The organism is Blastococcus jejuensis, from assembly GCF_039534705.1.
Taxonomy (GTDB): Bacteria; Actinomycetota; Actinomycetes; order Mycobacteriales; family Geodermatophilaceae; genus Blastococcus_B; species Blastococcus_B jejuensis.
In genome coordinates, this window is the sequence record NZ_BAAAVV010000009.1 from 42,045 (window position 1) to 65,447 (window position 23,403).

General features: G+C 71.8%; 23 protein-coding genes. 7 read left to right on the forward strand and 16 right to left on the reverse strand.

Annotated elements, in window-relative coordinates; translation table 11 throughout:
• Positions 1 to 19: 19 nt before the first annotated feature.
• Both ABD644_RS17110 and ABD644_RS17115 read left to right on the forward strand, forming a co-directional pair.
• Positions 20 to 1,114 (forward strand): ferredoxin reductase, encoded by a 1,095-nt coding sequence (locus ABD644_RS17110; RefSeq protein WP_344690203.1) that lies wholly within the window; start codon positions 20 to 22, stop codon positions 1,112 to 1,114.
• 23 nt (positions 1,115 to 1,137) lie between these two features.
• Positions 1,138 to 2,334: a fatty acid desaturase family protein gene (locus ABD644_RS17115; protein WP_344690204.1), complete on the forward strand. Its 1,197-nt coding sequence runs from the start codon at positions 1,138 to 1,140 to the stop codon at positions 2,332 to 2,334.
• 60 nt (positions 2,335 to 2,394) lie between these two features.
• Here ABD644_RS17115 and ABD644_RS17120 read toward each other — a convergent pair whose 3' ends face one another.
• From ABD644_RS17120 to ABD644_RS17165, 10 genes are all read right to left on the reverse strand, one after another.
• Positions 2,395 to 2,817, reverse strand: coding sequence for a DUF7715 family protein (locus ABD644_RS17120; protein WP_344690205.1), 423 nt, complete (start codon positions 2,815 to 2,817; stop codon positions 2,395 to 2,397).
• 78 nt (positions 2,818 to 2,895) lie between these two features.
• Positions 2,896 to 3,183 (reverse strand): antibiotic biosynthesis monooxygenase family protein, encoded by a 288-nt coding sequence (locus ABD644_RS17125; protein ID WP_344690206.1) that lies wholly within the window; start codon positions 3,181 to 3,183, stop codon positions 2,896 to 2,898.
• Positions 3,180 to 3,599, reverse strand: a complete 420-nt coding sequence (locus ABD644_RS22725) for a YkvA family protein (RefSeq protein WP_425547462.1) — start codon at positions 3,597 to 3,599, stop codon at positions 3,180 to 3,182. The genes ABD644_RS17125 and ABD644_RS22725 overlap by 4 nt, the downstream gene beginning before the upstream one ends.
• A 57-nt stretch (positions 3,600 to 3,656) precedes the next feature.
• Positions 3,657 to 3,980: a hypothetical protein gene (locus ABD644_RS17135; RefSeq protein ID WP_344690207.1), complete on the reverse strand. Its 324-nt coding sequence runs from the start codon at positions 3,978 to 3,980 to the stop codon at positions 3,657 to 3,659.
• A 1-nt stretch (position 3,981) separates the two neighbouring features.
• A complete protein-coding gene (gene dnaB / locus ABD644_RS17140; protein ID WP_344690208.1) occupies positions 3,982 to 6,597 on the reverse strand; it encodes a replicative DNA helicase in 2,616 nt (871 codons plus the stop codon).
• A gap of 703 nt (positions 6,598 to 7,300) precedes the next feature.
• Positions 7,301 to 7,747, reverse strand: coding sequence for a 50S ribosomal protein L9 (rplI, locus tag ABD644_RS17145; RefSeq protein WP_344690210.1), 447 nt, complete (start codon positions 7,745 to 7,747; stop codon positions 7,301 to 7,303).
• A gap of 11 nt (positions 7,748 to 7,758) precedes the next feature.
• Positions 7,759 to 7,995, reverse strand: coding sequence for a 30S ribosomal protein S18 (gene rpsR / locus ABD644_RS17150; RefSeq protein ID WP_014378671.1), 237 nt, complete (start codon positions 7,993 to 7,995; stop codon positions 7,759 to 7,761).
• 40 nt (positions 7,996 to 8,035) lie between these two features.
• Entirely contained in the window at positions 8,036 to 8,527 is a 492-nt protein-coding gene (locus tag ABD644_RS17155; RefSeq protein ID WP_344690211.1) for a single-stranded DNA-binding protein, read from the reverse strand.
• 2 nt (positions 8,528 to 8,529) lie between these two features.
• Positions 8,530 to 8,820 carry a 30S ribosomal protein S6 gene (rpsF, locus tag ABD644_RS17160; protein ID WP_344690212.1) on the reverse strand — a complete coding sequence of 97 codons (291 nt, stop codon included), beginning with the start codon at positions 8,818 to 8,820 and terminating at the stop codon, positions 8,530 to 8,532.
• 223 nt (positions 8,821 to 9,043) lie between these two features.
• Positions 9,044 to 10,081: a hypothetical protein gene (locus ABD644_RS17165; protein ID WP_344690213.1), complete on the reverse strand. Its 1,038-nt coding sequence runs from the start codon at positions 10,079 to 10,081 to the stop codon at positions 9,044 to 9,046.
• Positions 10,082 to 10,220: 139 nt separating this feature from the next.
• Between ABD644_RS17165 and ABD644_RS17170 the strand changes: the two genes are divergently transcribed.
• Complete coding sequence (locus tag ABD644_RS17170; protein WP_344690214.1) at positions 10,221 to 11,051, forward strand: deoxyribonuclease IV; 831 nt, start codon at positions 10,221 to 10,223, stop codon at positions 11,049 to 11,051.
• Here ABD644_RS17170 and ABD644_RS17175 read toward each other — a convergent pair.
• The 3 genes from ABD644_RS17175 to ABD644_RS17185 form a co-directional block, all read right to left on the reverse strand.
• Positions 11,046 to 12,668: a glycosyltransferase family 87 protein gene (locus ABD644_RS17175; protein ID WP_344690216.1), complete on the reverse strand. Its 1,623-nt coding sequence runs from the start codon at positions 12,666 to 12,668 to the stop codon at positions 11,046 to 11,048. The genes ABD644_RS17170 and ABD644_RS17175 overlap by 6 nt on opposite strands.
• 23 nt (positions 12,669 to 12,691) lie before the next feature.
• Positions 12,692 to 15,235 carry a transglycosylase domain-containing protein gene (locus tag ABD644_RS17180; protein ID WP_344690217.1) on the reverse strand — a complete coding sequence of 848 codons (2,544 nt, stop codon included), beginning with the start codon at positions 15,233 to 15,235 and terminating at the stop codon, positions 12,692 to 12,694.
• Positions 15,236 to 15,333: 98 nt separating this feature from the next.
• Positions 15,334 to 15,747, reverse strand: a complete 414-nt coding sequence (locus tag ABD644_RS17185) for a DUF5318 family protein (protein WP_344690218.1) — start codon at positions 15,745 to 15,747, stop codon at positions 15,334 to 15,336.
• A 155-nt stretch (positions 15,748 to 15,902) separates the two neighbouring features.
• On the opposite strand from ABD644_RS17185, the gene ABD644_RS17190 reads away from it, so the two are divergent.
• The 3 genes from ABD644_RS17190 (at position 15,903) to ABD644_RS17200 (ending at position 18,551) form a co-directional block, all read left to right on the forward strand.
• Positions 15,903 to 16,508 (forward strand): PadR family transcriptional regulator, encoded by a 606-nt coding sequence (locus ABD644_RS17190; RefSeq protein ID WP_344690219.1) that lies wholly within the window; start codon positions 15,903 to 15,905, stop codon positions 16,506 to 16,508.
• 101 nt (positions 16,509 to 16,609) lie between these two features.
• Positions 16,610 to 17,689 (forward strand): inositol-3-phosphate synthase, encoded by a 1,080-nt coding sequence (locus ABD644_RS17195; RefSeq protein ID WP_344690220.1) that lies wholly within the window; start codon positions 16,610 to 16,612, stop codon positions 17,687 to 17,689.
• Between the two features lie 94 nt (positions 17,690 to 17,783).
• The gene (locus ABD644_RS17200; RefSeq protein ID WP_344690221.1) at positions 17,784 to 18,551 is read left to right on the forward strand and encodes a hypothetical protein; all 768 of its coding nucleotides are present in this window, start codon (positions 17,784 to 17,786) and stop codon (positions 18,549 to 18,551) included.
• Between the two features lie 136 nt (positions 18,552 to 18,687).
• Here the strand turns inward: ABD644_RS17200 and ABD644_RS17205 are convergent, their stop codons facing one another.
• Positions 18,688 to 19,353, reverse strand: a complete 666-nt coding sequence (locus tag ABD644_RS17205) for a YqgE/AlgH family protein (protein WP_344690222.1) — start codon at positions 19,351 to 19,353, stop codon at positions 18,688 to 18,690.
• 157 nt (positions 19,354 to 19,510) lie between these two features.
• Here ABD644_RS17205 and ABD644_RS17210 point away from each other — a divergent pair, with 157 nt between their 5' ends.
• Positions 19,511 to 20,785 (forward strand): MFS transporter, encoded by a 1,275-nt coding sequence (locus ABD644_RS17210; RefSeq protein WP_344690223.1) that lies wholly within the window; start codon positions 19,511 to 19,513, stop codon positions 20,783 to 20,785.
• A gap of 9 nt (positions 20,786 to 20,794) precedes the next feature.
• On the opposite strand, the gene ABD644_RS17215 is transcribed toward ABD644_RS17210, so the two are convergent.
• Together ABD644_RS17215 and ABD644_RS17220 are read right to left on the reverse strand one after the other, a co-directional pair.
• Positions 20,795 to 21,742 carry a peptidase gene (locus ABD644_RS17215; protein WP_344690224.1) on the reverse strand — a complete coding sequence of 316 codons (948 nt, stop codon included), beginning with the start codon at positions 21,740 to 21,742 and terminating at the stop codon, positions 20,795 to 20,797.
• Between the two features lie 61 nt (positions 21,743 to 21,803).
• Positions 21,804 to 23,297 (reverse strand): CCA tRNA nucleotidyltransferase, encoded by a 1,494-nt coding sequence (locus ABD644_RS17220; protein WP_344690225.1) that lies wholly within the window; start codon positions 23,295 to 23,297, stop codon positions 21,804 to 21,806.
• Positions 23,298 to 23,403 lie beyond the last annotated feature (106 nt).

The window sequence follows — 23,403 nt, forward strand, 5'->3', positions numbered from 1 at the left end:
GTTGGACAACCCTCAAGACATGACGACGACGGTCCCTTCCCCGGCCCGGCCCCGCGTCGCCCTGCGCGACCGCGTCCTCAAGCTGGCCGAGCTGGTCACGACGCCCCTGCTGCCCACCGACTACCTCGACCTGATCGACCCCCTGCGTTCGGGCGCCGACCTGCGCGGACGCATCGAGGCCGTCCTGCCCGAGACGCGTGACGCCGCGACGATCGTGATCCGCCCCGGCCGCGGCTGGCGCCCGCACACTCCCGGGCAGTACGTCCGCATCGGCATCGACGTCGACGGCGTCCGCCAGTGGCGCGCCTACTCGGTCACCTCCGACCTGACCCGCACCGACGGCTGCATCAGCATCACGGTGAAGGCGATCCCGGGCGGCAAGGTCAGCAACCACCTGGTGCACCGGACGGCGCCCGGCACGGTCATCCAGCTCGACCAGGCCACCGGCGAGTTCGTGCTCCCGGCGCAGCGACCGGCCAAGGCTCTGTTCGTCACCGCGGGCTCGGGGATCACCCCCGTGATGGGGATGCTCCGCAACCGCGCCCACGACGGTTGCGACGTCGTCCTCGTGCACTCGGCGCCGACCGCGGACGACGTGATCTTCGCCGCGGAACTGCGCGACATGGCCGCCGACGGCCGGATCCGGCTGATCGAGCAGCACACCGACACCGCCGGGATGCTCGACGCCGACGCGATCGCGGCGCTGGTGCCCGACCTGCACGAGCGGTCCACCTGGGCCTGCGGCCCGGTCGGCATGCTGGAGGCGCTGGAGGCGCACTGGGCGGCCGCCGGTCTGGCCGAGAGCCTCTACACCGAGCGGTTCCGCCCGACGGTGCTCGTCACCGGCGAGGGCGGCACCGTCTCGTTCGCGAAGTCGGGGACGACGGTGGACGCCGACGGCGCGACGCCGATCCTCGACGCCGCCGAGGAGGCCGGCGTCCTGATGCCCAGCGGTTGCCGCATGGGCATCTGCTTCGGCTGCGTGCTGCCGCTACGCGAGGGCGCCGTGCGCGACCTGCGCAACGGCGAGCTCACCACCGCCGCCCCCGGGGACGGCGTGCTCATCCAGACCTGCGTCAGCGCCGCCGCCGGCGCCTGCGACATCGACCACTGACCCCGAGCGACAAGGAGACGGACATGACTGCGCTGCAGAAGAAGGCCGACAACCCGATCGCCCACCTCTCCGCCGAGGACATCGAGCTCATCGGCAAGGAGCTCGACACCATCCGCCAGGAGATCCGCGACAGCCTGGGCGAGGACGACGCCAAGTACATCCGCCGCGTGATCGACGTCCAGCGGAAGCTCGAGCTGGGCAGCCGGGCCGCCCTGCTCGTGTCGATGTTCCCCCCGGCCTGGTTCGTCGGGACGGTCGGCCTGTCGGTCGCCAAGATCCTCGAGAACATGGAGATCGGGCACAACATCCTGCACGGCCAGTGGGACTGGATGCGTGACCCGAAGATCCACTCCACGACGTGGGAGTGGGACATGGCCAGCCCCGCCGAGCAGTGGAAGCACTCGCACAACGAGCTGCACCACACGTACACGAACGTGATCGGCAAGGACAACGATCTCGGCTACGGGATCATGCGGGTCGACGAGGACCAGCCGTGGCACCCGCTGTACCTGGTGCAGCCGCTGTGGAACTTCGTCAACGCGTGCTTCTTCGAGTACGGCATCGCCGCCTACGACCTGGAGCTCGGCAAGAACCTGGCGACGGCGAAGCGCCGCCAGGACCCGGCCTTCCGGGCCGGTGTGAAGGCGGTGCTGGGCAAGGTGGGCCGGCAGGTCCGCAAGGACTACCTGATCCACCCGCTGCTGTCGGGCCCGTCGTTCCTGCCCACCCTGGCGGCGAACTTCACGGCCAACGTGGTGCGCAACCTGTGGTCGCACTCGGTGATCATGTGCGGGCACTTCCCCGAGGGCGTCCAGACCTTCGAGAAGCGCTCGATCGAGGGCGAGACCCGCGGCGAGTGGTACCTGCGGCAGATGCTCGGCTCGGCCAACATCTCCGGGTCGAAGGCGATGCACCTGATGAGCGGCAACCTGTCGCACCAGATCGAGCACCACCTGTTCCCCGACCTGCCGAGCAACCGCTACGCGGAGATCGCGCCCCGGGTGAAGGCGATCTTCGACCGGTACGAGCTGACGTATCACTCGGCACCGATGTACAAGCAGGTCGCTTCGGCGTGGCACAAGTTCTTCCGGCTCTCGCTGCCCAACGGCTGGCTGGAGCAGACCACGGTGAAGAACGCCCCGTCGCAGCTGGTCAAGCTCTACCGGATGACCACCGGCGGCAAGAAGGTGCGCCGCGCGCTGCAGGCTCGCGCCGCCTGAACGTGATCGACCGTTGAACCGGAGAGGCCCAGAACCGCACAGGTTCTGGGCCTCTCGCGGTCAGTGCTCGCCGACGCCGCTCGGCTCCGAGCGCCAGATCAGCTCGTCCAGCCGCCGTCCTACGACGGCACCCACGGGCAGGACTGCCGCGATCTCCGTCATCTCGGCCACCGTCTCGGCCACGAGGTCGGCGAACTCCGCCCCACCGATGAGGTCGGGGCCGAGACCGGACGAAACGTAGTACCCCTCGACGGCCAGCATGACATCGGCGACGGACACGTCGAGGTCGCGCACGACGGCCGTCGTGGTGGCTCGCATCGAACTCATCCCGGAGAAGGCCCGGCCGCAGCCGCACCCACCGTCCGGGTTCTTCTGGTCGGTCGCGCACACCAGGCCGAGCAGGACCAGCTCGCCCTCGACCGCGTGACAGAAGTCCCCGTCCCGCTCGCCCTGGCCTGTGCGCGTTGCTGTCAGCAGCTTCATGCCGCAACTCTGGCCGCGGGGTACGACATTTTCTCGAACGTTCGTTCGACTAACCCCGGCGGCGGCCCGGTCAGGCCGTCAGGACCGTCGCGTAGTGCTCCACGACGGGGAAGGGGTCGTAGAAGTGGTGCAGGAGGTCGCGCCACCGCTGGTACTCCGCCGAGCCGCGGAACCCTCCGTGTGGTCCTCGAGTCGCTGCCACCGCACGAGCAGCAGGTAACCGTTCTCCCGCTCGAGGCAGCGGGAGAGCGTGAGGCCGCCGAACCCGGGCATGGCGGCGATGATGTGCCGCGCCTCGGCGAAGGCCGCCTCGAACTCGGCCTCACGCCCCGGCGTCACGGTGAGCAGCGCGTGCTCGAGGATCACGGCTGGCCCGGGCCGACGGCGTCCGGCGTGCGTGGGCCGAGCAGCCGCTCGATGATCCGCCGGTCGCCGGGCCAGGCGTCGAGCAGGACGTCGCGGGGGACCTGGCGGGCGGCGTAGCGGAAGGCCAGCGCGACCACCACGACGTCGTCCAGCGGGCCGATCACCGGGAGGAACTCCGGGATCAGGTCGATGGGTGAGAGCACCCACAGTCCCGCGAAGCCGACGGCGATCTTCGCCCGCCGCGGCACGACCGGGTTGCTGCGCAGCCGGCGGACCGTGGTGACGCACGCCGGGAGGAACCGGGCCAGCTCCTTGGCCGTGCCTTCCGGCAGCCGCCGGGCGAGCAGGATCAGCACCAGCCAGCTCAGGACCATGACCCCGAGCGCGATCCCGAGGCCGATCAGCCACTCACGCACGGTCGACCCCCACGCCGCTCCGGCCCATGTCCTCGACGGTACGACCCGCGTCCTGCGTCAGCTGGCCAGCTCGACGACGACGGTGGGCGGAGTGCGGCGCGCTCGCGCCGACCGACGCCGACGAGGGGCGAGCGGGATCAGACGCGCCCCGTGCCGCCGGGCACGGCGGGCAGGGGCGGGCATCGCGCGCTCGGCGTCCCGGATCATCGTCGCGATCCGTACCAGCCGCTCGCGGCTGGGAGATGCGTCGGCGGCCGAGGTTCCGACCCCGCTGCCGGGCGGGAGGCCGTTGGGGAGCGCCGTGACCGGGCGGTCCACCAGCGCCCGCTCCCGCGCCATGACCCCGGGCGGGCCATGGGCGTCGATCGGCAGGATGTCCACGTCAGTTGGCCATGTCGACGAAGCGGCTGTAGTGACCCTGGAAGGCGACCGTGACGTTCGCGGTCGGGCCGTTACGGTGCTTGACCAGCATGATGTCGGCCTCGCCGGCCCGCGGGCTCTCCTTCTCGTACATGTCCTCGCGGTGGATCATCATGACCATGTCGGCGTCCTGCTCGATCGAGCCCGACTCGCGAAGGTCGGAGAGCATCGGCTTCTTGTCCTGACGCTGCTCGGAACCACGGTTCAGCTGCGACATGGCGATGACCGGGACCTCGAGCTCCTTGGCCAGGAGCTTGAGCGCACGGGAGAACTCGGACACTTCCTGCTGGCGGCTCTCGACGCGCTTGCCCGACGTCATCAGCTGGAGGTAGTCGATGACCACGAGCTTGAGGTCGTTGCGCTGCTTGAGCCGCCGCGCCTTGGCCCGGATCTCCATCATCGTCATGTTCGGGGAGTCGTCGATGTAGAGCGGAGCATCGGCGATCTCACCCATCCGGCGGGCCAGCTTCGACCAGTCCTCGTCCGACAGCGAGCCGGCGCGCATGTGGTGCAGCGGCACCTTCGCCTCGGCCGACAGCAGACGCATGGTGATCTCGTGCTTGCTCATTTCCAGCGAGAAAATGGCCGCAGGCAGGTGGTGCTTGACCGACGCCGACCGGGCGATGTCGAGGCCGAGGGTCGAGTTGTGCGTCGGGATGAAGCCGCGACCGGCCAGGAACAGGTGATCCTCGGCATCCACCTGGATGCAGCGCACCGGCACGCTGTCGATCGGGCGGACGTCGGCGATGAAGCGGACGCCGCGGGCGGTGAAGGTGCGAGCGCCGCGCTCCTTGTGCAGGAGCATCTTGCGCTCGAGGGCGAAGACCGCGTCGTCGGTGCTGAAGGTCAGCGTGTAGCAGGTGGACGACTCCTCGCTGCGCCCGCGAACCCGCTTCGTCGTCATCCGGACCCGGTAACCGAGGCTCGCGATCAGCTCCCGAGTGTCCTCGGCCAGGCGACGGCTGGTGACGCCGAACTGCACCACGCCGCTCGGCGCGACCGTGCCGTCGGTGTCGAGCAGGCCCGCGAGAAGCGAGCGCCGCTGCGCCTCCGACGCGCGCAGGTACTCCGTGGGGATGTGCTTGTTCCCCAGGACGCCAAGCGTCCGCAGCAGCGCCTTCACGGTCCCGTGCTCGTTCCGGCAGGCCTGGCACTGCTGGAGCCCGGCTGACAGACCACCGCAGTCGGGGCAGGTGGCCTGGCGCCCGACGCCCCCACTGCGACGGAGCGCGGCGCCGCAGGACCTCCCGCAGGTCTGCACCTGCGACGTCTGAGGCGTGAACAGCTCGCCGCACATCGGGCACGGCCGCTCGGCGAGGCCCGGCCGGGCCGGCAGCCGGAGGGCGTAACGACGGTCGACGTTGGTCGGCACGACGACGAGGCCCTCGGCTTCGATGTACATCGCGATCTCGGGGTCAGCGCTGGTGAAGTGCGCCTCCGCCGACGTTCCGTCTCCTAGCCAGACGCCCAGGGTGTACGGCGGAATGAGCAGGTCGGCCGGGGGAAGATCCAATGGCCGCGCGTTCGTGACGGAGTGGTTGAGCCGGGCGTCCTTGGTGGCACACCGGACGGTTCGCGCGATCTCCTCCGTCGTACGCACCTCGGCGAACGTCCGCTGGTTCCGACAGCCGCTGTAGCCCACCCGCGCCGCCTGGGCGGACTTCCGGCTGGCGCGGGTCTCGGTCAGCCACTGGTGCTGTGCGTCGGCCACGATCATCGAGCCGTCGGAGAAGTGGACCTCGTAGCAGGGCCGGTCGGTCATGACGTCGGTCGCGGCGACGACAGTCGTCGGCCGGCCGTCGGAGCCCAAGACCCGGTCACCGACCCGGATCTCGCCCATCGTCGTCCAGCCGGTGGGGGTGGCCACCGGGGTGTCGAGGGCAAGCGCCTTCCCGACACCGGGACGGGCCGCGATGACGATCATCTGGCCGGCCTGGAGGCCGTTGGTGAGCTCGTCGAGGTCGCGGATACCGGTGGGCACGCCACGGCTGACGCCACCTCGCGAGGCGATGGCGTCCAGCTCGTCCATCGTCGGCTGCAGGATGTCCTCGAGGCGCGAGTAGTCCTCGCTCATCCGCTTCTCGGTGACGTCGTAGATCTCCTGCTGGGCGCGGTCGACGATGTCGTCGACGTCGCCCTTGCCGCCGGCCGCGCCGTAGCCCAGCTGGACGACCCGGGTGCCGGCCTCCACGAGTCGGCGCAGCACGGCCTGCTCGGCCACGATCGCCGCGTAGTACCCGGCGTTGGCCGCCGTCGGTGTCGAAGCGATCAGCGTGTGCAGGTAGACCGCGCCGCCCATCTTGGACAGCTGGTCGGTGCGGTTGAGCTCAGCGGCCACCGTGATCGCGTCGGCCGGCTCACCGCGCCCGTACAGGTCGAGGATGCAGTCGAAGACCACCTGGTGGGCGGGGCGGTAGAAGTCGGGGCCCTGCAGCACCTCGACGACGTCGGCGATCGCGTCCTTGCTCATCAGCATGCCGCCGAGCACCGACTGCTCCGCCGGGATGTCCTGCGGTGGCTGCCGGTCGTACGCGGGGGCCGTCGCGGACGGCCGGCTGAACTCCTCGGCCACTGCCACCGGGGTTTCCTCCATCTCTGTGCAGGCGCGCCCGCTACCGCCACTCCGAGGGGAAGTCGGGAGCTCGGCAGACGTCACCAGGCCCGAACAACTGTTCGGGTCATTGCTACCGCCGGGCACCGACACTTCCCGCGCGCCCGGCGGCAGCTGGGGAGGACGTTAGGAAGCCGGAGGGGGCGCCGTCCAACACCGGTGTGCACGTCGATCTGCACAACTTGTGGACAAGTCGGTGGATGGAGGCGTGTCGACATGTGGAGACGGCGGGGGACACGTCCCGGCCATCTTCCGGATTCCGCACCGTCACCTGCGCGAAGGCCGTTCACCGGCTGTGGACGGGAGAAACTTCCCAACATTTTTCCGCGCGCCGCATCACGAGTCACATGCGACCGCGCGGCGACGTCCCGACCCCGCCCGCCACCGACGAACGACCGGCCGCCGACATGTCAGGAACGGCCATGGACGACAGCCGCTCCCCGGACGCCGTGACACTCCCGGGTCCCACTTCGCACTGCACCGGTCCCGCAGGGCCCCGAGAGCGCGAGGCATGCCCAGGGAGCGGCGTCAGACCCGCTGAGATGGACCGAGAGCGCGAGGCATGCCCAGGGAGCGGCGTCAGACCCGCTGAGATGCCCCGAGACGCCGGAAGGGGCGCCGGACCGGAGTCCGACGCCCCTTCCGGACGTGAGGAGTGCTCAGCGCGCTCTCAGGAGGGAACGACCTCGATGGTCAGCTGCGTGCTGACCTCGGGGTGCACGCGCACGGTGATCGTGTGCTCCCCGGTCGTCTTGATCGTGCTGGGCAGGTCGATGCGGCGACGGTCGAGCTCCGGACCACCGGCGGCGGTCACGGCAGCCGCGACGTCGGCGGGGGTGACGCGCCCGAACAGGCGGCCGCCCTCACCGGCGCGGGCCGGCACCCGGACCGTGAGGCCCGTGATGCGCCCGGCCAGGGCCTGCGCCTCCTCGTGCGAGGCCACCTCGCGGGCGGCACGCGCCCGGCGCAGGGACTCGACCTGCTTCTCGGCACCCCGGGTGGCCTTGATGGCCAGCCCGCGGGGGAGGAGGTAGTTGCGGCCGTAGCCGCCCTTGACCTCCACCGTGTCGCCGGAGGTACCGAGACCGGTGACCTCCTGGGTCAGGATCAGCTTCATCGTGCTCATGATCAGCGCGCCGTCGAGGTGTAGGGCAGCAGGGCCATCTCACGGCTGTTCTTCACGGCCGTGGCGACGTCCCGCTGGTGCTGGCTGCAGTTGCCGCTGACGCGGCGGGCACGGATCTTGCCGCGGTCGGAGATGAACTTCCGCAGCAGGGTCGTGTCCTTGTAGTCGACGTAGGTCGCCTTGTCCTTGCAGAACTGGCAGACCTTCTTCTTGGGCTTGCGAACAGGGGGCTTGGGCACCGGGGTACTCCAGGTAGGTCAAGTAGTGAGGAACGAAGAATTAGAAGGGCGGTTCGTCGGACGGACCGGCGGGCGTCGACCACGGGTCGCTCGCGCCACCGCCGCCGCCACCGCCGCCGGAGAAGCCGCCACCGCCGCCGCCACCGAAGCCGCCGCCGCCCTCACCGCGCGAGGCGCGGGTGACCTTGGCGGTGGCGTAGCGCAGCGAGGGGCCGATCTCGTCGACCTCGAGCTCGACGACGGTGCGCTTCTCGCCTTCCTTCGTCTCGAACGAGCGCTGCTTGAGCCGGCCGCTGACGATGACGCGCGAGCCGCGGGTGAGCGACTCGGCCACGTTCTCGGCCGCCTGGCGCCACACGTTGCAGCGGAGGAACAGCGCCTCGCCGTCCTTCCACTCCTGCGACTGACGGTCGAAGGTGCGCGGGGTCGACGCGACGGTGAAGTTGGCGACGGCAGCGCCCGACGGCGTGAAGCGCAGCTCCGGGTCGGCGGTCAGGTTGCCGACGACGGTGATGACGGTCTCGCCGGCCATGGTCAGTGGACCTCGGGCCGCATCAGCTTCGTGCGGAGCACCGACTCGTTCAGGTTGAGCTGACGGTCGAGCTCGGACACAGCGGCGGGCTCGGCATCGATGTCGATGACGGCGTAGATGCCCTCGATCTGCTTCTTGATCTCGTAGGCCAGGCGACGCCGGCCCCAGATGTCGACCTTGCCGACGGACCCGCCGGCCTTGGTGATCACGGTCAGGAACCTGTCGAGCGAGGGAGCGATGGTGCGCTCCTCGAGCTCGGGGTCGAGGATGACCATCAATTCGTAATGACGCACGGAGAACCCCACCTCCTCTGGTCTCAGCGGCTGCAGCGAATCTGCAGCAGGAGGGTCGTACACGCGTCGCGCGCCCCAGCGAGTGCCGGAACGCGCTGGGGACAGGCTACCAGCGTTCGCGCCACCGTCCTCCCGCGCTGTCCACAGGGAGGCCGGGTGCCCCGGAACGGACCGCGGCCGCCGTCCCCGACGAAAGGGCGGCGGCCGCGGAGCCGGAGCAGGATCAGCGGGAGGCGCGCTGCGCCTGGTGGGTACGCACGAGCGCGGCGGTCACCGCGGCCAGGGCGACGACCGCGGCGAGCGCGGCGGCCGGAAGGGCCGGGGCGGTGCCGTCGGCGGCGGCGGTGTCGGTCGCGGCCTCCTCGTCGAGGGAGGCGTTGTCGAGACCGGCGAGCTGGCCGAAGACGGGCACCGAGGCGCCGTCGTAGTTGCCGGGCTGGCCACCGGAGCCGTCACCGGCGTTGCCGCCGTCCACACCGCCGAGGCTCTCCCCGGGGACGTAGAAGCGCGACGGGTCGAAGGCCGCTGCCGCGACGGCGTCGGTCGGCGAGAGGTTCGGAGCACCGCCACCGAGGTCGTAGTTGTACTGGTCACCCGGGATGCCCTCCGGCTGCGGGCCGGCCGGGTCACCCGTCGGGTCCGCCGGGTCGACCGGGTTGTTCGGGTCGACCGGGTTGTTCGGGTCGACGACGGCGGGCGGCGCCGGCAGGGGCACGTTCAGCGTCGGCAGCTGCGGCACGTTCACGCCCGGCAGGGTGGGCACGTCGGGCAGGATGGTCTGGACCACGTAGGGCGCCGGCACCGGCAGCGGGGGCAACGCGGCGGCCACGGTGTCGACCACCTGGTTGGCCACCGTCGCGGACAGGCCCGACTGCGGGACGATCCGGTACGTGTAGGTGATCTGGCCGGTCGTCGCCGGGTCGTTGAACGTCCACGCGGTGGACTGCCCCGGCTGGAGCGTCCGCGGCTGGCCGAAGAAGGTGACGGCCACGTCGGTGTAGACCGTGGCGGAGAACGTGCCCACCAGCGGCACCGAGACGCCGCCCTTGTTCTGCGCCGGGATGCCGTTGACGAACGTGACCGTGCCGCCCTTGTCCACGCTGACCGCGGGCGGGGTCACGTTCTGGATGGTCACGGTGGCGCTGGGGGCCGCGCTGGCGCTCGGCGCCATCAGGACGGAGAACGCTGCCACCGCCAGCCAGCCGAGCACCGCGGCTGCGATCCCGCGCCGCGCACTTCGACGGATCCGACCGCTTGCCATGTCCCCAGTACCTCCACGTCGCTGCTCAGAGCTGCTACTCCCCTACTGGGGAGTAACCCCCGTCACGCTGCATGAACGATGATGTGACGCCAGCGATACGGGTAAACCTGAATCCACGACCGAACTAGGGTCATTTCCGATGCCCATTCACCCGCCCGGCCACTCCCCTCACCCGATCGGCGTCCACGTCGGCCCTGGTCTCACCGACGACAACGAACTCCTCGACGGCGGTCCGCTGGCCCGCGCGGCCGAGATGGACGCCGACGGCGTGCAGGTGTTCCTGACCGATCCGCAGAGCTACGCGACCCCGAAGCCACGCCCCGACCAGGCCGACCTGCTGGCGTCCGACGTCATGGTCGTCGTCCACGCGCCGTACATGCTGAACGTCGCGACGACGAACAACCGCATCCGCGTGCCCGGCCGCAAGCTCCTCGCCGCCCACGCGACGGCCGCTGCCGCGATCGGGGCGTTCGGCCTGGTGGTCCACGGCGGGCACGTCCTGGCCGCCGACGACCCGGCCGTCGGCGTCGACAACTGGCGCAAGACGTTCGCCTACCAGCAGAAGGACGGCGGATTCCCCGTGCCCCTGCTGATCGAGAACACCGCCGGCGGCGGCAACGCGATGGCCCGCGACCTCGACGCGATCGGGCGCCTGTGGGACGCCGTCGGCGAGTTCGGCGCCGGGTTCGTGCTCGACACCTGCCACGCGTGGGCCGCCGGCTGGGACCTGGCCACGGTCGTCGACGACGTCCGCGCGATCACCGGCCGGATCGACCTGGTGCACCTCAACAACAGCCGCGACCCGCACGGCTCCAGCCGCGACCGCCACGCACCACTGGGCGACGGCGAGATCCCGCAGGAACTGCTGGTCGAGGTCGCCCGCGCCGCCGCCTGCCCGATCGTCCTCGAGACGCCGGGGGACAGCGCCGCGCACGCCGCGGAGATCCAGGAACTGCGTCACGCACTATGACTCTGCGATCCTCCGGATCGCACCGCGGCCACGTGCCGTCCCCTGCTCGGGATGAGCCGCTGCGTCGTGCCTGCGCGGAGCCCTCCGGGCCCCACTCGGCACGACGAAGTGGTCCCTCTGACCGTCCAGGGGGCCTCCGGCGGGGTCGTCGACGCCGAGCCAGCTGGTGCGGACGACGTCGCCGTCGGGCCGCAGCACGTCGCGCACGACGAGGCCCATGAGTACGAGCACCGCGATGTCGCGCAGCGTCACGCCGAGGAAGAACCACTCGACCTTGATGCCGCGGTTGTCGGTGCCGAGGTACCAGAGCAGCCGGGGCACCCAGAGCAGCGCCTCGGCCGCCTGCCAGAGCAGCAGCGACCGCCACTTCGGGCGGGCCAGCACCGCCAACGGCAGCAGCCAGAGCGAGTACTGCGGGCTCCACACCTTGTTGAGCAGCAGGAATCCGGCGACGAGCAGGAACGCGATCTGCGCGACCCGCGGCCGGACCGGCGCGGCGAGGGTCAGCCAGCCGACGCCGGCGACCAGGAGCACCAGGACGACGGCGACGACCGTGTTGAGCACCGACGGGGACTGGCCGATCCCGAGCGGCCCGTCGAACAGCTGGTGGTCGGTGAGGGCCAGCAGCAGGTTCCAGATCGTGTCCGGGTCGGCCGGCCGGCTGCTGTTGAGCCGGAAGAACCGGCTCCAGTTCTCCGGCGCCAGCACGGCGACCGGGGCGTTGACCGCGAGCCAGGTAGCCACCGCGGCCACGGCCGCCCGGAACCACGGGCGCAGCCGTCCCGCCCGGAGGCACAGCAGGAACAGCGCGACCAGCAGCAGGGCTGGGTAGAGCTTCGCGGCGATGCCGAGACCGAGCAGGACGCCGGCGAGCACGGGCCGTCGCCGGGCCCACGCCCACATGCCGAGGGCGGCCAGCGCGACGGCGAACAGGTCCCAGTTGGTGAACGCGTGCACGAACAGCAGCGGCGAGAGGCCGACCATCGCCGCGTCCCACGGCCGGCGGCCGGACAGGCCGAGGACCGCCCGGGTCATCAGCAGCGCGCACGCCGACAGCAGCAGGCAGGTGGCGACGTAGTAGCTCTGCACGGGCGGCACGTCGGGGAGCAGCCCGACCGCCGCCGCCGCGCCGTCGTAGACCCGGCCCAGCCCCGCCGAGGCCGCCATGAAGGCGCCGGTCAGCACCGGGTACTCGACGTCGGAGTCCAGGTAGGGCACCTGCCCGGTGTCCAGCCCGTGCAGGCCGAACAGCGGAACGGTGTCCGAGTAGCAGAAGTGCGTGTACTGGACGAACCCCGTCCAGTCACCGGACGCGCACGGCGCCTGCTTGACCCACGCCAGCGCCAGCACCAGCGTCGTGAACAGCAGGCACACGCGCAGCGGCGTCCAGAACAGCGCACGACCGGTCACGGCGTGCCGACCCCACGGGCCGCCCACGGCCTCCGCCGCCTGCGCGGCGACCGGGTCCACCCAGGTCGGGACGACGCGGTCCGGCCGGGGTGGCGCCGTCGCGCGTGCGAGCGGGGGCGCAGCTCCGCCCGACTCCAACGGCACGGACCCCTCCGGCGGGAAACCGGAGGGGTCCGTGGGGACGCCGTCGCTGGGCGGCTCGGTCACGGCATCAGTCTGCCGTGCGGCGATCAGCCGCCGTCGTTGCCGGGGCCGTTGCCCGGACCGTTGCCGGGAAGACCCGGAACGCCCGGCGCCTCGGTCGGGTTCGGGACGTTCGGGTCGCTGTCGTCGGGGTCCTCGTCGGCGGGCACACCGTCCCCGTCGGCGTCGACCGGCTCCGGCGGGTTGGGGACGTCCGGGTCGCTGTCGTCGGGGTCCTGGCCCGCGGGCACACCGTCCCCGTCGGCGTCGACGGGCGCCGTCGTCGTCTGCTGCGTGGTCGTCGGCGGCGCCTGGGACGTCGTCGTCGGCGGTGCCTCCGTCGTCGGTGCGGGCACGCCTTCACCGGTGTCGCCCTCGACGGTCGCCGAGGTCGGCAGGGGCTCGACCGGGGTGCCGGCGAGGACGCCGTTCATGAAGCGCTGCCAGATCGCGCCGGGCAGACCGGAGCCGTAGATGATGCCGCCGTCCATGTTGACGATCGGCTCGCGGGCGTCGGAACCCATCCAGACCGCCGTCGAGATGGACGGGGTGTACCCGACCATCCAGGCGTCGGAGTTGTTCTCCGCGTCCAGGCCCTGCGTACCGGTCTTGCTGGCCACCGGACGGCCGTCGTCGAGGGCCCGCCGGGAGTAGCCGGCGACGTCGTCGAGCGCGAACGTGACGTCGTTGGCGATGTCGGTACCGATCACCTGCTCGCCGCCGTCGCCGCCGTACTCCAGCAGGACGCCGCCCTCGTTGTCGGTCACCCTCGTGACGAAGAAGGGATCGCGCTCGATGCCGCCGTTGGCGAAGGTGGCGAACCCGTGCGCCTGGTCGATCGGGCGCATCTCGTACTCACCGATGCCGATCGCCGAGCCGGTCCCGCCGTCGGCGTTGGCCAGGGTCGTGCTGCCCTCGAGGAAGCCGCTCTCCCACACGTCGGGCATGCCGGCGACGCTGCGGATCGTGTCCGCCACGTTCTCCGGGCCCACCTCGTACGCGAGGCCGTAGAAGGTCGTGTTCAGCGACCGGGTCATGGCCTCCTTGAGCGTGCAGTTGCCGCAGGAGGCGCCGCCGGAGTTGCGCACCGGGGCGTCGCGGTCCGGGAAGGTCTGCGGGGAGCTGCCGTCGCGGCGGGCGTCGACGCCGATGCCCTGCTCGAGTGCGGTGGCCAACACGTAGGGCTTCACCGACGAGCCGGGCTGGCGCTGGGCCTGCGCGTAGTCGGTGCCCGTGCCCGAGGGGCCCCCGTAGTAGGCCCGGACGGCGCCGGTCCTCGGATCGATGGCCACCAGCGACTGCCGGAGGTTCTCCGGCTCGCCCTGCATCACGTCGGCGACGCTCTGGAGGGCGATGTCCTGCCAGCCCTTCTCCACCGTGGTGGTGATCCGCAGACCACCGGCGAAGAGCTGCTGGTCGGTGTAGCCCTTGCCGCGCAGCTCGTTGAGCGCCCGCTGCACGATCAGCCCCTCCGGGCCACCCGGGATGCCGAGCGAGGTGCCCGTGTACTCGAGCACCCCCGGGTACGTGGACGCCTCCCGCTCCTGGGAGGTGAGCCAGCCCTCCTCGACCATCGCGTCGAGGACGAGTCCCCAGCGGTCCTGGGCGCCCTCGGGGTTCTGGGCGGGGTCGTAGCTCGATGGGCTGCGGATCAGGACGGCGAGCACGGCACCCTGCTGGGCGGTCAGCTGGGCAGCGGGGACACCGAAGTAGGTGTTGGCCGCCGCCTCGATGCCGTACGCGCCGCGGCCGAAGTAGATCGTGTTCAGGTAGTTCTCGAGGATCTGCTCCTTCGAGAAGTTGTTGTCCAGCTTGATCGCGAGGAACAGCTCCTGGAACTTGCGGCTGAACGTCTGGTCCGCCGTCAGGAAGGCGTTCTTCACGTACTGCTGGGTGATCGTCGAGCCACCCTGGGTCGAGCCGCCGGTGACGTTGTTCCACGCCGCCCGGATGATGCCCGTGAAGGAGATGCCCGGGTCGGTGTAGAAGCTGCGGTTCTCGGCCGCCAGCACGGCGTACTGCGCCGGCTCGGAGATCTCGTCGAGGGTCACGTTGGTGCGGTTCTCGTCGCCCAGGCGAGCCATCTCGGTGGCGCCGTCGGAGTAGTAGACGACGGTGGTCTGCGCGTTGCTGATCGAGTCGGGGCTGGGCACCTCGGTGCTGGCGTAGACGACGCCGACGAAGACGCCGAGCAGCACGAGCATGCCGCCGATGACGGCGCCGGCGATCTTCAGCCGACGACGACGGCGCTGCTTCTTGGTGCGGACCTTTCCCTTGCCCTTGCCGTTGCCCCTGCTGCCCGCAGCGCCCCGGCTGCTGGAACCGTCACCGCTGCGGCCGGCCGGGCGCCCCGTGCCCGGACCGTTCGACGAGCCGCCGGTGCGCGCGGCCGTCGTCCGACCGCCGCGGCCTCCCGGCGGCGGCTTGCGGGCGCCGCCGGAGCCCGACGAGCCCCCCGAGCCGCGGCCGCCACCCGCTGACCCCCCCGAACCGCGACCGCCACCCCCCGTGCTCCGGGTGCGGGTGGTCGGCGGACGGCGGACGGATCCGGCGCGCGGCGCGACGGGCGAGTTCTCGTCGTGTGGTGGCACGCAGGGAACCCCTCTCTGGCAGGTCGTCGTCGCGACGGGGACGGCCCCGATCGCGGCGTGTCTTCAGCTGTGGGAGCCGGACGCAGACGCGCCCGTGGCTACTCCGTGGCGGCCCGGCGCCGACCCTTGCGGGCCTGGCGCCCGGGCGTCGGCTCGGCACCGAGGACGTACGAGGCGTCGAGGTGGTTCCAGCCGCAACTGCGGCAGACCTCGACCGCGTACACGGTGAACTCCTCCTGCATCGCGTCCATCCGGGTGAGCTCGGCCTCGGTCTTGGCCTGCCCGGACGTGGGACCGAGATGGTCGCCGTACACGTAGTTCACCAGCGTGAGACGTTCCTTGCGGCAGACCGGGCAGGCGACGTCGGTCGCCTGGCCGTGGTACTTCGCCGCCCGGGAGAGGTAGGGACTGGCGTCGCAGACCTCGAACAGACCCGTGCGTCCCGCGTACACGTCGGCGAGGACGGCTCGCCGCTGCAGCGAGTAGTCCACGACGGATCGACGTCCGGGCACGGCCGTCAATGTACGCAGTGCCGGGCCCGTCGGGGCGCTCTGCGACCGACGACACCCGTGATGACGGGGGTTTCCGGGGGTCCCGCCGTCCCCTGGGAGCGCTGTCTCGATGTATCGTCTCGATACATCGGGACCATCGACGTCGAGGAGGGCGCGTGCTCGAGTTCGCCATCCTCGGCCTGCTCCACCAGTCGCCGATGCACGGCTACGAACTGCGCAAGCAGCTGTCGGAGGTCCTCGGTGGGCTGCGGAGCATCTCCTACGGCTCGCTCTACCCGGCCCTCAAGCGCATGCACGCCGCCGGCCTGATCAGCACCGACGAGCCCGACCCCCGCGCCCTCCTCCCGGCCGACGCGCCGCCGCTCACCGGCCGCCGGGGCAAGGTGGTCTACACGATCACCGCCGAGGGCAAGGAGCGCTTCCACGAGCTGGTCGGCCAGACCGGCCCCGAGGCCTACGACGACGGTGGCCTGTTCGGCGTCCGGCTCGCGTTCTTCCGGCACACCGAGGCCGACGTGCGGCTGCGGATCCTCGAGGGCCGTCGCCGCACGGTCGAGCGGCAGCGGGAGGGCCTGCGCGCCTCGCTGGCCCGGACCCGGGAGCGGGTCGACCGCTACACCCTCGAGCTGCAGCGACACGGCCTGGAATCGGTGGACCGCGAGGTGCGGTGGCTCTCCGAGCTCATCGAGACCGAGCGGCGCCAGTCGGTCGCCGAGGAGCCGCCCCCCGGCCCCCGGCCGTCCGCCCCACCGCCCCCCTGATCACCCGACGCTCGAACGACCGGGCGTCGTCAGCAGCACGCAGGACCCACCGCGGTCTGCGAGAACAGCGACCGTTCGCGGTCCGAACAGAAGGAGAAGCCATGGGCACCGTCAAGGTCGCCATCGTCGGCGTCGGCAACTGCGCCGCCTCGCTCGTGCAGGGCGTCGAGTACTACAAGGACGCCGACGAGACCGCGTCCGTGCCAGGACTGATGCACGTCCGCTTCGGCGAGTACCACGTCCGCGACGTGCAGTTCGTCGCCGCGTTCGACGTCGACGCCAAGAAGGTCGGCCAGGACCTGTCCGCGGCGATCGTCGCCAGCGAGAACAACACCATCAAGATCGCTGACGTCCCGCCGCTCGGGGTGACCGTGCAGCGCGGCCACACCTACGACGGTCTCGGCAAGTACTACCGCGAGATGATCGAGGAGTCCGACGAGCAGCCGGTCGACGTCGTCGCCGCCCTGCGCGAGTCGGGTGCCGACGTCCTGGTCTGCTACCTGCCGGTCGGCTCGCAGCACGCCGCCGAGTTCTACGCCCAGTGCGCCCTCGACGCCGGTGTCGCGTTCGTCAACGCGCTGCCGGTGTTCATCGCCGGCACCAAGGAGTGGGCGGACAAGTTCACCGCCGCCGGCGTGCCGATCGTCGGTGACGACATCAAGAGCCAGGTCGGGGCCACCATCACCCACCGGGTGCTGGCCAAGCTGTTCGAGGACCGCGGCGTGCAGCTCGACCGCACGATGCAGCTCAACGTCGGCGGCAACATGGACTTCAAGAACATGCTCGAGCGCGAGCGCCTGGAGTCCAAGAAGATCTCCAAGACGCAGTCGGTCACCAGCCAGGTGCACCGCGACATGGGTGCGGGCAACGTGCACATCGGCCCGTCGGACCACGTGCCGTGGCTCTCGGACCGCAAGTGGGCCTACGTGCGCCTCGAGGGCCGCGCGTTCGGCGACGTCCCGCTGAACCTGGAGTACAAGCTCGAGGTCTGGGACTCGCCCAACTCGGCCGGCATCATCATCGACGCCGTCCGCGCCGCCAAGATCGCGAAGGACCGCGGCATCGGTGGCCCGATCCTGTCGGCGTCCTCGTACTTCATGAAGAGCCCGCCGGTGCAGTACAGCGACAGCGAGGCCCGCGACGCCGTCGAGGCGTTCATCCGGGGCGACATCGAGCGCTAGTCAGCAGCGCCGCACACGGGCCCGCGTCCTCCTCGGAGGCCGCGGGCCCGTGTCGTCCCCGGACCATGCGGTGCGCGTGCCTACGCTGCACCGCATGCGGTCCCGCGGCTCCCTGGTCGTGCTCGGCCTGGTGGGAGCACTGGTGACCGGGTGCACCGCCGGGGCGGCACCGACCCGCACACCCGGTGACGCGGTGACGCAGGCGGAGGCCGAGATCCTGGCCCGCCTGCTGGAGCGCAACCACGAGGAGGGCGGCGCCGACTTCGTCGTCACCGCGCCCTACCGAGAGGGCGTCGTCCTGACGCTCACCGGGGAGGTCGACTTCCGGGACGACGTCGGCCGCGCCCAGGCGGTCACCACGTTCGGCGACGGCCGCGAGGACGACGTCCGGACGCTGTTCTTCACGCCCGACACCGTGTGGACCGGCGACGTCCCGGGCCTGCGCGAGGCGCTGGCCGCCACGGACGAGCCCGACGCGGAGTACATGAGCCGGCCCATGACCACCGCCGACGACGTGAACGGCCCGCTGCTGACCGACGTGCTGCTCGGCATCGTGCTGGGCCTCTCGGCGCCCTCGGCCGACGAGGCGGAGTCCTTCCTCGGCGCGGACTACACCTGGCAGGGGCAGCGGTCGATCGACAGCCGCCTGGCCTCGCTGTTCGGCATCCGCGGGGAGCGGACCGTCGCGGTGGCAGCCGCCGACGACCTGCTGCTGCAGTTCGTGACCCCGCTGCAGGACGACGCCTTCGACGCGACGGTCACGCTGTCGGACCACGGGCCGCGCTCGGTGGAGGTGCCGACGGACGAGGAGACGGCGGAGGCGGGCGACCACCTGGAGATCGCCGCGGCACTGGGCGTCTGACGAAGGCGGAGAAGACAGCGGGAGGGGGCGGCCTCTTCCCCAGACCGCCCCCTCCCGGGCTCTTTCCTACCAGATCACGACGCGACGCGCTGCCCCTCCGGGGCAATCCGCGGGCAGATCCGGTGCAGGAGTGGGGCTAGTTGACCGTGGGATCTGCCGGCGCCGTCGACAGCACCGCCAGGCGGCCGACCTGCCGCCCCATCACCTCGCGCCACAGTTCCGGGCCGGCCAGCACCGATAGGACGTCGTCCGGACTGCCCGCCACGCACGCCCAGGCGCCCTCGCCGATCTCGCCGGCCAGCTGACCGGCCGACCAGCCGGCGTAGCCGGCGAACACGCGGAGGCCGTCGATCTCCTCGAGGCCGGCCGGGTCGCTGTCGAGGTCGACCAGGTAGACGTCGCCGGTCACCCGGCGCAGGCCGCTGTCCTCGGCCGGGGTGGCCGCCGGTGCGACGGCGAGGCAGAGCGCGGTGTCGGTCTCGCAGGGCCCGCCCACGTGGAACACGCAGGGCTCGACGGCGAGATCGTTCCAGCCCGGCAGGACGTCGCGGATGCAGACCTGGCTCGGCCGCCCCAGGACGACGCCCAGCGTGCCGCTGTCGGAGTGGTCGAGGACGTAGACGACGGTGCCGGCGAACGTCGGGTCGGTCAGCGCCGGCATCGCCACCAGGAGGCTGCCCGGGCGGACGTCGTCGAGCGACCCGATCGAGAGGGAGGGGACCGCCGCGGCACGGCGACGACCGATGGCGGGCCGCGTGGGCGGTCCGGACTCGGGATCGGGCGACGCGGGCACCGGGGTCATCGTCTGCCAGTGTGCCCCACCCGAGCCCGGCAGGGAGGGCGAGCCGGCGCGGTCCGGGACGACCGCGCAGGTGACGCCCGGCAGAACTCGTTCCGGACCGGACCGTCCGGCCCGGCGGTGACCGTCCGGTCGCCCCGGATCCCTCTAGGGTGACCGGGTGCAGGCAGCGGACACCAAGGTCGGCCACCTGCTGCCCCGTCGCGACTTCCGGCGGCTGCTCGCCACCCGACTGCTCTCGCAGTTCGGCGACGGCGTCTTCCAGGCGGCGCTCGCCGGCACGGTGCTGTTCAACCCGCAGCGCGCCGCGGACCCCATCGACGTCGCGGCCGGGTTCGCGATCCTCCTGCTCCCGTACTCCTTCATCGGACCGTTCGCGGGAGTGTGGCTGGACCGCTGGAGCCGGCGGCAGGTGCTGGTGCGCGCGAACCTGCTGCGGGCCGGCCTGGTCGCCGCGGTCGCCGCCCTGGTGTTCGGCGGGGTGGAGGGCACGGGCTTCTACGCGGCCGGCCTGGCCGTCTTCTCCGTGAACCGGTTCATCCTGGCCGCACTGTCGGCCTCCCTGCCGCACACCGTCGACGAGCCGTCGCTGGTCTCGGCGAACGCGGTATCGACGACGTCGGGCTCGGTGGCGACCGTGGTCGGCGGCGGGGCGGCCCTCGGCCTGCTGCAGCTAGCGGGCGCGACCAACGGCGGGTACGCGGCCCTCGCCCTGTCGGCGGCACTGCCCTACCTCGCCGCGGCAGCGGTGGTGGCCGGCTTCGCGCGCGGCTACCTGGGTCCCGACCACCTGGCCCGCACGGTGCAGTTGTCGGTCCGGGACGTCGTCGTCGGGATGGTCGCCGGCGCCCGCCACGCGTGGGCCCACCCGCCGGCGGCGGCTGCGCTGGCCGCGATGAGCCTGCACCGGCTCTGCTACGGCTTCCTGACGTTGATGACGCTGCTGCTCTACCGCAACACCTTCGAGTCCTGGGACTCGTTCTTCCGCGGCGGGCTGGTCGGTCTCGCCGAGGTGGTCGCTGCCAGCGCGGTCGGGACGCTGCTGGCCGCGTGGGTCACCCCCGCCGTCGTGCGCCGGATCGGCAAGCCGCGGTGGATCACCGCGGTGCTCGTCGGCGGGGGCGCGGCGCAGCTCGGGCTGGGCCTGCCGTTCGTCCCGCCGACCGTGGTGGCGGCCGGCTTCGTGCTGGGGTTCGTGTCGCAGGCGGTGAAGATCTGCGTCGACACGACGCTGCAGGAGTCGGTCGACGACGACTTCCGCGGCCGGGTGTTCTCGGTCTACGACACGCTCTTCAACGTCACGTTCGTCGCGGCGCTCCTGGTCGGGGCGTTCGCGCTGCCACCGTCGGGGATCTCGTACGTGATGCTCGTGGTCGTCGGCGCGGGCTACTGGCTGACCGCCGTGGCCTACCACGGCATCACCCGCCGCCACTGACCCGGCGGGTCAGAGTTCGTCGACGCACACCCCCCGCCCGAGGCGGGACAACCCGGTCAGGTCGCCGGTGGCGAAGTCGGTGACGCCCGCCCGGGTCGAGGGGAACATCAGCTGGTCGTCGTCGTCGACGTGCGCCAGGCCGACCAGGTGGGCCATCTCGTGCAGCACGATGCCCAGCGCCGTGGCCGCGCCGTCCGGCTTTCCGAGGATGTCGGGGAACTGCCCGGCATCGAGGGAGACCGTGCCCGTGACGTAGACGCGGGGGCCGTCCCCGAGGGACGCCGCGACGCTGCCGCCCTGGCCGACGACGACACCGGCCAGCGCCGGGTTCTCCTCCTCCGTCTCCCAGCCGAACAGCACCGGGGCCCACCGGTCGCCGTACCGGTCGGGCTGGAAGGGCTCGCGCTCACGCCGCAGCGACTCGTCCGTGGCTCCGTCGTGGACGAACTGCAGCCCGGTCGTCTCGGAGAGACGGGCCACCGCCGCGTGGATCAGCTCCTCGCCGCCCTCGGGAGAGCCGTCGGGCCGGATGACGTAGTGGACGGCGCGACACGGGTCGTAGGCCACCGGCGTGACGCCGTTGGCCTGGAAGGAGGTGAAGACGTGCGGGCCGCCACCCGGCGGAGCCGGTGGCGGGACCCCCAGCCACGTCGGGCTCGCGCCGGTGCCGGGAGTGGGGCGGTCCGGCCCCGCGATCGGTGTCGACGACGGAACGCCGGGGGTGGTGCTCCCGGGCGCGGTCGGCCCCGGCGACGGACCGCCGGCCGACGGACTGCCGGTCGACGGCGGGGCGGCGGTCGGGCCGAGGCTCTCCCGGAAGCTCGTCCAGGACTGCGGATCGGGCCCCAGCAGGACGGCCAGTCCGAGGACCACGGCCACGATCGCACCCAGGACGGTGGCCCAGCCGCCCCTGCGCGCCGGCCGCCGGTCCCCTGGTCCCGCGAACGTCTGCCGCACCCGCACGCTCCTCACCTCGGCAGGACCGGGCCCGGACCGGAGCGGCCCGGGGTCCTGATGATCACGCGCGGGTGCGCCACCAGTCGAGGAGGGCCGCCTCGGCGTCCTCCCGAGGGAGGGGGCCGCGCTCGAGCCGCAGCTCCTTGAGGAACCGCCACGCGGCGCCCACGTCGGGCCCCGGCTGGAGGCCGAGCAGCTCCATGATCGCGTTGCCGTCGAGGTCGGGCCGCACGCGCGCCAGGTTCTCCAGCTCCGACAGCTCGGCGATCCGGCGCTCGAGGGAGTCGTAGGTCGCCGAGAGCGCCGCGGCCCGCTTCCGGTTCCGCGTCGTCGAGTCCGAGCGCACCAACTTGTGCAGCCGGGGGAGCAGGTCACCGGCGTCGGTGACGTAACGCCGCACCGCGGAGTCGGTCCACTCACCGCGGCCGTAACCGTGGAAGCGCAGGTGCAGGAAGGTCAGCCGGGCGACGGCCTCGATGACGTCCTTCGGGTAGCGCAGGGCGGTCAGGCGCTTCTTCACCAGCTTCGCCCCGACCACCTCGTGGTGGTGGAAGGACACCCGCCCGCCGGGCTCGTGGCGGCGGGTGGCCGGCTTGCCGATGTCGTGCAGCAGCGCCGCCAGCCGCAGGACGAGATCAGGCGATCCCCCGTCCGGATCGGCCTTCTCCAGCACGATCGCCTGGTCGAGCACGGTCAGCGAGTGGTGATAGACGTCCTTGTGCTGGTGGTGCTCGTCGATCTCCATCCGCAGCGCCGAGAGCTCGGGCAGGACGACGTCGGCGAGGCCGGTCGCGACGAACAGCTCGAGCGCCGCTCGCGGCGAGTCCTGCAGCAGCGTCTTCGACAGCTCCACCTGCACGCGCTCGGGCGTGATCCGGGCCAGCTCCCCGGACATGGCCGTCATCGCCTCGACGACCTCGTCGACCGGGGTCAACCCCAGCTGGGCCACGAACCGGACCGCGCGCAGCATGCGGAGCGGGTCGTCGGCGAAGGAGTCGACGGCCGAGCCCGGTGTGCGCAGCCGGCGGGCCAGCAGGTCGCCGAGACCACCGAACGGGTCGGTCACCGTCCGGTCCGGGCCGAGGGAGACCGCCATCGCGTTGACGGTGAAATCGCGGCGGATCAGGTCGTCGACCAGCGACTCCCCCCACGCGACCTGCGGATTGCGGGACTCGCGGTCGTAGCGGTCGGCCCGGAAGGTGGTGATCTCCAGCCGGACGGGGGTGCCCTGGTGGTGCACCTCCGCCCCGACGGTCCCGAACTCGATGCCGGTGTTCCACGTGGAACCGGCCCACCCGCGCAGCAGCTCGAGCACCTGCTCCGGCCGCGCGTCGGTGGTCACGTCGAGGTCGCCGGGCACCTGCCGGCCACCGCTCTCGGCCGACAGCAGCGCGTCGCGCACCGATCCACCGACGAGGTGGGCCTCGAACCCGGCCGCGGAGAAGCGCTCACCCAGCTCGGTGAGGACGGGGGAGAGGTCGACCAACTCCCGGACCGTCTCCTGGACGGCCGGGGGAACCGGTTCCCCGGTGGGAGGAGGAGGGGTGGCGGACACGACGAGCCAGGGTAGTGCCGCGCCGGACGACCCCTGGCTGGGCTCCTCGCTCGTCGCGCCCGCTGCGATGCTCCCCGAGCTGTCGGCGCCCGCGCGCTACCCTCCT

Bases quoted from the DNA above. Each gene is read 5' to 3' on its own strand.
- ABD644_RS17205 (WP_344690222.1), bottom strand. From the start codon at position 19,353: ATGACCCCGGTGCCCGCGTCGCCCGATCCCGAGTCCGGACCGCCCACG.
- ABD644_RS17155 (WP_344690211.1), bottom strand. From the start codon at position 8,527: ATGGCCGGCGAGACCGTCATCACCGTCGTCGGCAACCTGACCGCCGAC.
- ABD644_RS17110 (WP_344690203.1), top strand. From the start codon at position 20: ATGACGACGACGGTCCCTTCCCCGGCCCGGCCCCGCGTCGCCCTGCGC.
- ABD644_RS17200 (WP_344690221.1), top strand. From the start codon at position 17,784: ATGCGGTCCCGCGGCTCCCTGGTCGTGCTCGGCCTGGTGGGAGCACTG.
- rplI (WP_344690210.1), bottom strand. From the start codon at position 7,747: ATGAAGCTGATCCTGACCCAGGAGGTCACCGGTCTCGGTACCTCCGGC.
- ABD644_RS17115 (WP_344690204.1), top strand. From the start codon at position 1,138: ATGACTGCGCTGCAGAAGAAGGCCGACAACCCGATCGCCCACCTCTCC.
- ABD644_RS17170 (WP_344690214.1), top strand. From the start codon at position 10,221: ATGCCCATTCACCCGCCCGGCCACTCCCCTCACCCGATCGGCGTCCAC.
- ABD644_RS17165 (WP_344690213.1), bottom strand. From the start codon at position 10,081: ATGGCAAGCGGTCGGATCCGTCGAAGTGCGCGGCGCGGGATCGCAGCC.
- ABD644_RS17195 (WP_344690220.1), top strand. From the start codon at position 16,610: ATGGGCACCGTCAAGGTCGCCATCGTCGGCGTCGGCAACTGCGCCGCC.
- ABD644_RS17120 (WP_344690205.1), bottom strand. From the start codon at position 2,817: ATGAAGCTGCTGACAGCAACGCGCACAGGCCAGGGCGAGCGGGACGGG.